This is a genomic window from Ruoffia tabacinasalis, from assembly GCF_042652985.1.
In the GTDB taxonomy this organism is placed as follows: Bacteria; Bacillota; Bacilli; order Lactobacillales; family Aerococcaceae; genus Ruoffia; species Ruoffia tabacinasalis.
In genome coordinates this window covers 53,485-64,248 of sequence record NZ_JBHSHQ010000042.1, presented here as the reverse complement: position 1 = coordinate 64,248, position 10,764 = coordinate 53,485, and the positions used below count along the sequence as shown (strand labels likewise).

Sequence of the window (10,764 nt, the reverse complement as noted above, 5' to 3'; positions counted from 1 at the left end):
TTGGTTAAGCGGTGAAACTAATATTTCATCGCTTAACTTAACATAATTAATTACTTCTCATAAGATGAATTATGTAAATCTTTCCATAATTCATCAATAATGAGTAGTTCTTTCTTCGTATACTTACGCATTAATTTCTTATAGCTGTCATCTGGTTGATTTTTTGCTATTTTAAACTCATCTAGAAGTTCAGGTAGGCGAACATACTGTACTTTATAAAATTGACGACAAGCAGCTATACCAAAGGCACAGGCTAAGTAGGTTTTCCCAGCCCCAGTTGCTCCCATTAGAATGATGTTATTCTTATTTTCTAAGTACAACCCAGAAGCTAAGCGTAAGATCTCTTCTTTTGGTAACCGTCGGTCTTCGAAATATTGAATCTCCTCAATTGATGCTGAAGGAACTTCGAATGCAGCTTGCCTTATTAAGCGTTGAAGCTTATTACTTTTGCGACGAGAATGTTCGCTGTCTACTAAAAGCTTAAAGCGATCTTCGAAGCCCAAATCGTTATATTGCTTGTTTTGTGCCTGTTGCTTATAGGCCTCTGCCATGCCACTCATTTTCATTTCAATCAACTTTGTTATCGTATCTTCATTCATCATTTAAACGTCCTCCATAGTAGCTAGCCCCACGGGTGAATCCATGGTTCTGAGTTAATTTATCTACTGCTTTCTTCATTTGTTCTTCTTTTATCTGCTTCTGGTTATTTTTAAGGGCTGTTTTAACAAGAGAGACCGTCGGTCTTTCTGTGACGTCCAGTACCGTCTGGCAGGCTTTTTCCAATTCATACTTTGTGTGTTTGCGTAACACTTTCTTAAGAGTGAAAATGGACTGAACACCTTGTCGTTCAACGGCAGCGTTTTTTAGAATTAATTCGACCACTTGTAAGGTAGATCGTCCAATATCTTTTGCCCATGCAATGGCATTTTGTGGGGTTTGATCCGTATATAATTTATGGTTCTCTGGCATATGATCTCGGTTAGTGGACTGCCTGCCATATTTCCCATATAATCGTGAATGAGAAGTGATTCTCAAATGATTGTAGAATACTTCAATAAGATGATCTGTAACTCTCACATCTACCTGTTGACTGATATATTCATAAGGAACAGAATAAAACTGACTTTTAACAGAGATATGATAGTCTGGTTGAACTTTGGCGGTTAACCATTCAGACATCTGATAAGGTGTTGGTGGGAGAGGAGAAAGGTACGATTTCTCTTCTTCTAAAAATGCTGACCATCTGGAACCTTCACGCTTCGTAAAATCACGATGATTGAACTCTTCTAATTTTTCTTTGGCAACGTCATTCCATTCCTTTAAAGTGAAGCATTGAGTGTGCCTCATGGCAGCGATAATCCAAGTCGAGATTGTGCGTACAGACCCTTCTACTGAAGCTTTATCCTTTGGATATTTTACTCGAGCTGGCATCACGAATGTGCCGTAATGATTCGCCATATCTTTATAAGTAGGGTTTAGTACTAATTGCTTTCGCGTATTTTCCTGAACCCCTGTTTTTAAGTTGTCAGGGACTAGAACTTCACTCACACCCCCAAAATAGTCGTAAGCATGTCTATGGGCTGTGATCCAAGACGTTAAGTTCATTGATAAAAAACCTTCAACGTAGGACAATTGACTACTAGGAAATGTCGCTACGAATACATAGACTTTCACCTGCTCACCAGTATCTCGGTCAATTAAAGTGCCGGTAGATCCAGCCCAGTCGACTTCTAAAATTTCTCCTGGCTTTCGTTTGATTCGCATCGTTGCCTTATGTTTTTCTGCATATTTTCTATAATGACGAATGAAACTGCGATAGGCATAGGGAATAGCGTTTTCTGCTCGACACTGCACTTCATATTCATGATGAAGCAGTGTTAAAGTGACATTCTTCTTTCCCAACTCTTTGTGAATGTATTCAAAGTCAATCGGTCGGTAACCTGATCCTTCCATCGTCTTTTCAGGATACAAAAACTCTTCTAGCCATTTATCTGTCATCTCATCTGTTAACGGCAGTGTCACCTCCTTTTTTTCCGCAAGTCGAATGACTTCCGTTATTTTTTGTCTTGAGTGACCAGTAGCTGCACGAATACTTCGAAGAGAAAAACCATCAGACCTCATCTCCAATACTTTCCTATATTGGAACATAAAAAAACCTCCATATAATAAATGTCATGCTTTAGGCTTAAATGCCGTAGGCATGCACATTAATTATACAGAAGTTAATAAGTGGTAAACAGGTTGGCAATGACTGGTACATTTCATGGCAAAGGGTGGTACAAAACTTGGCAACGCTGGTACATTTCGCTGGCGGTAGTCAACTTTAAATGAAATAGTAGATTTCAGTAAACTTTCGGTAACTATAAATGAAGAAAGTATAAGTGATTTTTTGTTAGACTATCTACAGTATTTCTTACTTTTTCATAAATTTCATTTATTGTTCGCTCATAACTAGCTAAATTTAATGGATTCTTTTTATAAATTTCGTAATAATAATCACGATTAATTTCATAGTCTATTCCTGATGGTACTTCAAAATAATCAAAAATTGCTGAAACAAGTTTACTAGAGTTATTGTGGCTGCGTTCTAGAAATTTAATGCGCGTTTCCGAATTTGTATCTGCCTGATTAATCATTTCTAAGTTATTTAAACCAAAATCATCAACAATGGTAGTATCATTAAATACATCTTGATCTAGAAAGTTCATATACTCCGATAAAGATAAATCTTCTTCCCAAGGTATTTCTATATCAAAATATAATAAAAGATCTATTTCATGTTTAATTCTAAAACCATCCCAGTCAATATATATACCCTGGGCATATTCATCTTCATCAATTTCTATATCAACCGTTAACATCCAGTCTGTAAGATCAAATTTATTCACTATTAATCTCCTTATAATCTTGTATCTTATAAGACAATACCATAACATGGAATGAATAGCCTAATTTATGATTGTAGTTGTAATAACTTTTAGCATTATTTATAAAAAGTAGCAGCATAATTTCAGCTACTTTAGGTTTCAATCCTTATCAATTGAGACCATATTATTTCTATTTGATGTATATTGTTCCCTTAAATCCTTATTTTCCTTTTTTAAAAGTAAGATTTCTGTATCACGAATTTTCATTTTATCTATAATTTTATTCAAATATGATATTTCTTCTTTTAGATTCTGGATTTGTTCATAAGGATTTAGTGCCTCTAACTCTGTATTTATACTCTCTATATATTCTTTTAAAATTACATTCTGATAAATAGTAGTTCTTGAGCAGTCTATTTTTTCGGCAACATCAGATATAGAAAAGTATTGTTTTCCCAATTTTTCAGAGGATTCTTTGATTTCTTGGATAATTATATTTTTATAGTTATAAATATCATATAAATAAGACTGAGTTCTTTTTTTCTGCTCTTCAAAGTTATGTCCAATACTCTCGAGCTCTTCACTTATACCTTTATATTTGTCCATTCAATAATCTCCTGCTCTATTTTACCGTAGTTCTCAATGATTGATAACAAATTGGGATGTGCTTGAAGCACTTCTTCAATACCATTTTCATCATCATCTTTCGTCATAGATGCGGTTAGCACACTATCCTTAAAAGGAAAATCTAATATTACATCTTGACTATCTTGAAGAAATTTTCCATTAGTCGTTAATCCAATACGATTTTCATATTTTGTATAGCTTGTATCCCAATAATCATTGTAAAGAATAGCTTCTTCTAGCTGTTCAATTTGAAATAATTTTTGTCCAGCAACTTCAATGAAGAAATGTTGTTTAATGTACTCTACCTCAAATAATTTACTAAGTAAGGCTTCATCATAATTGCGCAAATCATCGGATAATTTAGAACGATTTAATTCTTCACTCACAAAATACTTATCGCCAAATGAAGTGAGAATTTTTTTCAATTCATCAAATATTCTTGGTTCAATTTTCCCCATACTATTACCTTCTTTCAAATGAAAATTTTATCGACCTACTAATTTAGGTAACCATCATAATTTAATTTTAAAATGCGTTAACTAATATCTTTTGTAAGTATAATGTTGTTGTTTTAAGTACTAACCAATTTTGGAGTATTGGCAAAAGTGTTCAGATTATAGCTACTTTTTATGAACATTACTAATAGTTATGATATGTAGAATTCTCCCGCTTTCTTCCCTGATTCTGAAGCGAATTGACCAATTAGGTACTCATATGCATCTCCGAGCGCATCTCCGTCATAATCAACAAGATTTAAATCAGCGAGTTCTTTCATTAATAATGAAATTGTTTGGTTTTGTTTCTGAGGATTAGGTCCTAGCTTTCTTGAGTTTAAATCAATATCTTCAAATAAGTCTTCAAAGATAGGGTTTGATTGCTCAATGTCTCTTAATCCTTGTTGTAGATGCTCTCGTTGGAATGTATTATTGTTAATTTCATCAATAAGTGCAGAGAAAGTTAGCTCTGGTTTAATGTCATAGGCAATATCATCTTTCAATGCTTCCCTTAGATCTTCGTGGGTGTCCGCATCTTTATATGCGTTAGCATAAATCAACTGAGCTTTTTCTAAATCATGTGACTCTTCTTCTAGTAACTCTGTAGAATGTACTAACATTCTATCAGATAAATACTTATAAAAGACAAGACCCAATAAGTATGATTTGTATTCATTGGCATCCATTTTAGATCTTAATATATCAGCTGAATTCCATAATGCTTGGTATAAACTTTGCGAATTTGACTTTTCCATCATGATTCTCCGTTCTAATTTAACTTACGCTGTGTTAAAGCGAAACTATTCTAAGTATATCATAGAATTTTAATTTTCCTATACATAAGTTGTTCATAAAAATAGTCATAAAAAAGAAGTGTTGTACATTAGCTACAACACTTCTTAAATAATCTCTATTCAAACTCAGTCGATGTTTGTTCTTTTATCAACTGTTCTACTTCATCGTAATACTCATTGTATAACTCCATTGTATCTGGAATAGGTTTGTTATCAATAATCGCAGCAATTTTTTGCATACAGATTAACCAACCCGTCACATCTTTCGGACTATGTTCTTCATCAATATGATGAATCCATTGAGTATAATTCAGTTGCGTCGTTAAGTCATCATTGCTAACAAGGTCAAAAGTTACGATGTTTCCTTCTCCCCATTCAAATGACAAGTGAGACGGCACTTCAACATCATAAATCATCATATCTAGATGCATGTCGCCTGAATCAAACATCAACTTCCCGCCAGCTTTTAGTGATTCAAATTCAAGTTCTGGGAACCATTGTTTGACGTATTCATTCGATGTTAACACTTCCCAAACTCGCTCAATATTAGCTTTTAACTCACCTTGTAATACAATGTCTATACCATGATTATGTGTTAAATGATCTAATTCAGAGTGATGATGGTGGTCGTGACCGTGATCATGGCCATGTTCATGTGCATGTTCGTCTTTATGTGAATCCATATTATCTCTCTTTTCTCTTTAGATTATTTTTGGAATTTAGGTTTATAGATTTGACGGCGGTCTAGTGCAAAGATTTGTGATGTAAATTCGCCTGGCTCAGTCTTATCTAGCACTTCAGTAATCATGTTGATTTTCGCGTCCATATCGTCAATATAGTGAATTAACTCAGCTTCTAGTAATTGCGGTAAGACTGGACTACCAAATTCCATTTTACCATGGTGAGCTAATACGACGTGTTTAAGTAATAAGATTGATTCATTCTCAGGATCAATGCCAATTTCAGCACATGCGCGATCAATCATCTCTGAGATGATGACGATGTGTCCCATCATTTTCCCTTTAAGGGTATATTCTGTTGAAATCGCTCCACTTAATTCAACGGTTTTACCAATATCATGAAGGATAATTCCTCCAATTAATAAACTTGGATTCAGTTGTGGATAAATCGATAATAAATTACGCGCGATTTTAACCATTGATAATGTATGGAAACTTAGTCCACCTGCCATCGCATGGTGTAATCGTTTCGCTGCAGGATGGACAAAGAAGTCTTCCTGAGTTTGATGAATAATTTTACGAACGACACGTGCAATGTTTGCCTCAGTTATTAATAATAACGCATCATCTAGTTCTGCTTCTAAATCTTCACGTTTTACATTTACTTTCTCAACATAAAGCGTAGGATCATCTGGCTCACCTGCTTCAGCAAGACGCATTGATTCAATCTTTACTTGCGGTGTTCCTTGGTAAGTATCACGCTTACCTCTAAGGAATACTACTTTACCTGCTTGGTATAAGTTCACTTCTTCTTCAGTTGCTGACCAGAACATCCCGTCCATTGAACCTGAACGGTCTTGGAATCGAAAGGCTATGAATGGTTTCCCATTACGCGCTGTACGAATATCCGCTGCTTTAATTAGAACAAAAATACCGAATTGTTCTCCGTTTTTAATTTCAAATAATTGTGCCACAATATACCTCCTTGTATATATAAAACATCTAGTTATGTTAAACAGATATACATAATAATCACTCTTTTATTCTATCATATTATACTGATAAAAAAATATCCGAGCCCTTAAATAATAATGAATTCATTATTATTTAAAGACTCAGATACTGACTTGTCTAATTTAACCTTTTATTCAGATACTTCTTCCTTTGCTGCTTCCATTGATTCATCCAAAGCTTCTTTATAATCTTGAGTGTTCTCATTAGGTAAATCAATCGAGTTAATCTCCTCTAGATTAATAATAAATTTCGGATGGAATGTTTCATTGGCTTGCTGATCAAAGGTAAAGAATAGCACTTGTATGTCTTCACTAATATCTTGAAGCACTTTATACATGCTAGTCTTACGGAATTCGTCAAAGTTTACAAAGGCATCATCAATGATGATTGGCATCTTAATCATTCTTTGAGCACTAATGACAAAGGCTAATCTTAAGGCAACATATAATTGCTCCAAGGTACCTTGTGACAATTCGTGTGGCGAGAATAAAACGTCACTAAATTGTTTTACTTTAATATCTTTCTTGTTCATCTTAATTTGTGTATAGCGACTGAAACTTAAGATATTAAAGATGCGATCAGCAATATCATTCATCTCATTGACTGGGTTATCCAGACCTTTACGAAGTGTTTGATTAATTATATCCATTGCTAGACGTTTTGTTCCCCATTCTTGAATCACTTCAAGAATTTCAGTCTTTTTATTCTCAAGTTGTTGTGATAATTCTTGGAAAGTACCATCTTGTTCAAGTTGTTGAATCTCAACTACGAGATTCGCTCTTTCACGAATATTAGGATCTAACTTCCCTTTGAGAATTGTATGTTCACGTTCTGATTCATGGAATGACTCGTTAAGACTTTGTTTACTTTCAATCGAAGCTAAATCATCTTCGAAGCCAGTAATTTGTTCTTTATATAGTTCTTTCTTATTCGTTAAGTCTTCAATTTCTTGGTTAATTGACACTCGTTGTTCAAATTCTAAACGGTTTGTCACATCCGTCTTATTATAGATGTCTTGAATCTCAACTTGTCGTGCGTCAATTTTGTCTTTGTTTTTCTCAATGCGTTCTCTAGCCTCAACTAAACGCTCCTTCAAGCTATTCCCTCTTTGTTGAGCTTGAATTAATGACGCTTCAACTTCTTCCACGTGACGAATTAACACGCGCGTAGTTACATCCTTGGCTGGGAATCGTTCTAGAAGTGGCGAGATTGCATCTTTCCAATCTTCAATTTGCGATGCTAATTTGGCCAATTCTGCTTCATAAGTCTCGCGTTTTTCCATCTCAGAGAAGTAGCTTTTCACTGGATTTGTCTTTAGAATCCATTCTGGATCAGCTGTTGGATAAAAGCCAATCTCAGTTAACCAATGATTTTGATCTTTTACAATTTCAGCTTTAGCTTCTTCTAATTCATTAATTGTATCTTCTTTTTCATTGATTTCTGTACCAAGTTCACGACTTTGCTCACTCACTTGTTTCTCTTCTTCTTTCAACTGGTTTGCTCGATCGAGGACTGGACTATTATTAAACTCATTCATTAAGTTACGGTGTTTTATAAACACATAAGACATTGACGCAATTCCGATAATGGTCATAAACACACCTAACCAGAATATTATATTCGCCATACTTGCTTCATTAACTAAATTGAAGAATACGACAATGAGCCCAACAACTAACAGTGTTAAACCTTTAAAGTACTCTGATAATCGTGTATTTTGAATTAGAATTTCTTCCTCATTTACACGCTGATTCTCAATCTTCGCCACATTTTGACGCAAGTTTGCGCTTTTATTTTGCAGATTTTTCCTCTGTTCTAAAAGCATCTTACGTTGAATTCGAATGGTTTCAATTTCAGAATTGCTGTCGATTAATTTTGTTTGGATGATTAAGCCTTTTTCAACTTTTTCTTCATAAGCTTGGCTGTTCTCAATCTTTTCTGGATAGAATTGTCCTTTTACCGCTAATTGAGTCATAGATTCGTTTGTTTCATGAATACGCTGATTCATTTGCTCAAATTTGGTTTGAACTTCTTTAATTTGCTCTGTATGAGATAACCATTTCTTACGGTCTTGTTCATGATTATTCGCCCAATTAAATCGTGTTAGCTGGCCTAAATCGTTTTGAATGTGAGAGATACGTTCTGTTAAGGCTGTATTCTCTTCCTCCAAGTTTTGGATGGAGTCCACATTATCTTTCAATTTCTTTGGAGCGTTCTCAGGAATAGTCGTAAATACAAGTCCCTGTAAGGCTTTCTCTGTCGCTTTGAGTTTCAAGTAAGTGTCATAACGCGAGATGAGTTTATCTTTTTCTCGTATGTCTTGTTCAACTTGATTGAGTTGTTGATTTGTTTCTTTGATGACAACATCAATTTGGTCCCGACGTCTAGTTAAATCATTGTAGCGTCCCGTGTTTCTTTTAGCTTCATTGGCTTGTTCAGAAAGAAGATCATAATCATTAAGCAGACGGTTTAGTTCAGGTTTAACTCCCCTAGGTTTGAATAATTCATCCGTTTGTTTCTCAAGATCCTTAGAGATGCTTAAGAACTTATCGCTTCCAAGGGTTCCAATACTTAGAAAGTAATCATTTAACTGATCCGCACCAACATTCGCTAATTCTTGTAAATTTGCTAAGTTAAAAGCATAAAAGTTATCAAATAATGACTCGTCTAAGCCACCTAATATTTCATTCAGTTTAGATATAGCTAATTCTTCGCCTGAATCTGTATAAAGTTTCAATTCTTTATCCGTTCTTTCGATCCAAACATCACCATAGATTGTTTCTGTTAACAGAATGCGTCCACCGTATACGTCACTATTCTTAGGTTCATAACGATTAGGTTGGTTTACTTTTTTACGTCGACTTGGAAAACCGAAGAGAATCGAACGAATAAATGATTGTAAAGTTGATTTACCTGACTCATTACGGCCATAGAACAATTGAATGTCATCGTTAATATCAAACTTTTGGTTAATCCAACGGCCATATCCATAAATATCTAATGTTTTAATTCTCATGAGTCTCATCCTCCGTCTCTTTATCTAGCCCGATCATTTGTGCTATTAATTGTCGAGCAGAATAAATCATATCTTCCTGTAAGGATTCATCATGTTCTAAGTTAAAGTGACGTTTAATTAGTGGATGTTGATACAAATCAGATACGACTGTCTTAAAGCGGTCGCCCTCTTCTAATTCTACCACCACTTTATTAAAACTTTCCTCCAAACCTGGATCAAAATGAAAGACATCTAAAGATACATTTAATTTGGGTGTCATTCGATGAATGAGTACAAATGGACTTTCGTGATAATCTTGGTCTAAGACTTGGAAAAATTCGCCATCTTGAATTTGTTCAAGAAGTAGTGGGTCAAGTCTTTGGGCTTGAGTTAACTCCACATGAATAAAGTAAGTTTGTTGGTTAGCGTTCGCTTCGTCTTGGAAATTAGCCCTGATTTGTTGTAATTCTTCAATAATATCATTCGCTTGCCAATCAGATTCGCACTCTAATTTAGCATTTTCCCAAACAATTGAAGCGAGAGAGTAAAACGTGTTTTTCGTTTTTTGACCCTTCTCTAATTCAACGATATAGCAACCTTTATCGCCTGTTTCATTAATATGACGGCCTTGAATTGTCCCAGCATATTGAATTAATGGTTCTTGGTTCATCACTTCAGCTTTATGAATATGTCCCAAAGCCCAATAATCATAGTTTTTTGAGAGTAACTCCTCGATACTAAAAGGAGCATAATTTCCTGAATCTGATTCAATTCCTTCTAAAGCTCCATGTAATAGCCCAATACTAAAAGCATCTGGATTATTATTAATTGGATAAGCATTAATCACTCGTTCGTGAATCCATTTCGTTGTATAACTAAAACCATGTATTTGAACTAATCGGCCATCTGCTAGATTAAATTCATAACTCGATACTTGGCGCGAATCTAAAGCATGCACATTGTCGGGATAGACCATGCGCGCTTTATCAGGTCGAATATAGTCATGATTTCCATGAATTAGTACAACTGGAATGTTCACTTTGTCTAATCGTTCCATTTGTTTCATAAAAAAATGCTGAGCGACGATGGATTGTCGCTCACTGTTATAAATATCGCCAGAAATTAACATCGTATCGACGTCTTCATTAATGGCAATACTCACACAGCGTTCAAACGCTTTAAACGGGGCATTGATTAACTCTTTCTGTAGTTGTGGAGACTCATTCCCTAATCCTGCAAAGGGACTATCTAAGTGTAAATCGCTGACGTGCAATAATTTCATCTTGTTTGCTC

At 34.9% G+C, this 10,764-nt stretch carries 8 protein-coding genes and 2 pseudogenes; all 10 read right to left on the bottom strand.

Going from position 1 to position 10,764, the window contains the following annotated elements; translation table 11 throughout:
• Positions 1-50: 50 nt before the first annotated feature.
• The 10 genes and pseudogenes from ACFO5Y_RS07335 to ACFO5Y_RS07290 all read right to left on the bottom strand — a co-directional run bounded on the left by ACFO5Y_RS07335 (position 51) and on the right by ACFO5Y_RS07290 (position 10,753).
• Entirely contained in the window at positions 51-602 is a 552-nt protein-coding gene (locus ACFO5Y_RS07335; protein ID WP_197104703.1) for an ATP-binding protein, read from the bottom strand.
• Positions 592-2,148, bottom strand: a complete 1,557-nt coding sequence (istA, locus tag ACFO5Y_RS07330; RefSeq protein ID WP_197104702.1) for an IS21 family transposase — start codon at positions 2,146-2,148, stop codon at positions 592-594. Before istA ends, ACFO5Y_RS07335 begins: the two co-directional genes overlap by 11 nt.
• A 212-nt stretch (positions 2,149-2,360) precedes the next feature.
• The gene (locus tag ACFO5Y_RS07325) at positions 2,361-2,888 is read right to left on the bottom strand and encodes a hypothetical protein (RefSeq protein WP_197104701.1); all 528 of its coding nucleotides are present in this window, start codon (positions 2,886-2,888) and stop codon (positions 2,361-2,363) included.
• A gap of 138 nt (positions 2,889-3,026) precedes the next feature.
• Positions 3,027-3,473 (bottom strand): hypothetical protein, encoded by a 447-nt coding sequence (locus ACFO5Y_RS07320; RefSeq protein ID WP_197104700.1) that lies wholly within the window; start codon positions 3,471-3,473, stop codon positions 3,027-3,029.
• A 71-nt stretch (positions 3,474-3,544) separates the two neighbouring features.
• Positions 3,545-3,952 (bottom strand): annotated as a pseudogene (locus ACFO5Y_RS07315) (site-specific DNA-methyltransferase); the annotation flags it as partial.
• A gap of 197 nt (positions 3,953-4,149) precedes the next feature.
• Positions 4,150-4,746: pseudogene (locus ACFO5Y_RS07310) on the bottom strand (type I restriction-modification system subunit M N-terminal domain-containing protein); the annotation flags it as partial.
• Between the two features lie 152 nt (positions 4,747-4,898).
• Positions 4,899-5,465, bottom strand: coding sequence for an SRPBCC domain-containing protein (locus ACFO5Y_RS07305; protein ID WP_197104698.1), 567 nt, complete (start codon positions 5,463-5,465; stop codon positions 4,899-4,901).
• A gap of 23 nt (positions 5,466-5,488) precedes the next feature.
• Positions 5,489-6,436 carry a 3'-5' exoribonuclease YhaM family protein gene (locus ACFO5Y_RS07300; protein ID WP_197104697.1) on the bottom strand — a complete coding sequence of 316 codons (948 nt, stop codon included), beginning with the start codon at positions 6,434-6,436 and terminating at the stop codon, positions 5,489-5,491.
• A 170-nt stretch (positions 6,437-6,606) separates the two neighbouring features.
• The gene (locus ACFO5Y_RS07295) at positions 6,607-9,492 is read right to left on the bottom strand and encodes an ATP-binding protein (RefSeq protein WP_197104696.1); all 2,886 of its coding nucleotides are present in this window, start codon (positions 9,490-9,492) and stop codon (positions 6,607-6,609) included.
• The gene (locus tag ACFO5Y_RS07290) at positions 9,482-10,753 is read right to left on the bottom strand and encodes a metallophosphoesterase family protein (protein WP_197104695.1); all 1,272 of its coding nucleotides are present in this window, start codon (positions 10,751-10,753) and stop codon (positions 9,482-9,484) included. Before ACFO5Y_RS07290 ends, ACFO5Y_RS07295 begins: the two co-directional genes overlap by 11 nt.
• Between the last annotated feature and the right edge of the window lie 11 nt (positions 10,754-10,764).

Bases quoted from the DNA above. Each gene is read 5' to 3' on its own strand.
- ACFO5Y_RS07295 (WP_197104696.1), bottom strand. From the start codon at position 9,492: ATGAGAATTAAAACATTAGATATTTATGGATATGGCCGTTGGATTAAC.
- ACFO5Y_RS07335 (WP_197104703.1), bottom strand. From the start codon at position 602: ATGATGAATGAAGATACGATAACAAAGTTGATTGAAATGAAAATGAGT.
- istA (WP_197104702.1), bottom strand. From the start codon at position 2,148: ATGTTCCAATATAGGAAAGTATTGGAGATGAGGTCTGATGGTTTTTCT.
- ACFO5Y_RS07305 (WP_197104698.1), bottom strand. From the start codon at position 5,465: ATGGATTCACATAAAGACGAACATGCACATGAACATGGCCATGATCAC.
- ACFO5Y_RS07290 (WP_197104695.1), bottom strand. From the start codon at position 10,753: ATGAAATTATTGCACGTCAGCGATTTACACTTAGATAGTCCCTTTGCA.
- ACFO5Y_RS07320 (WP_197104700.1), bottom strand. From the start codon at position 3,473: ATGGACAAATATAAAGGTATAAGTGAAGAGCTCGAGAGTATTGGACAT.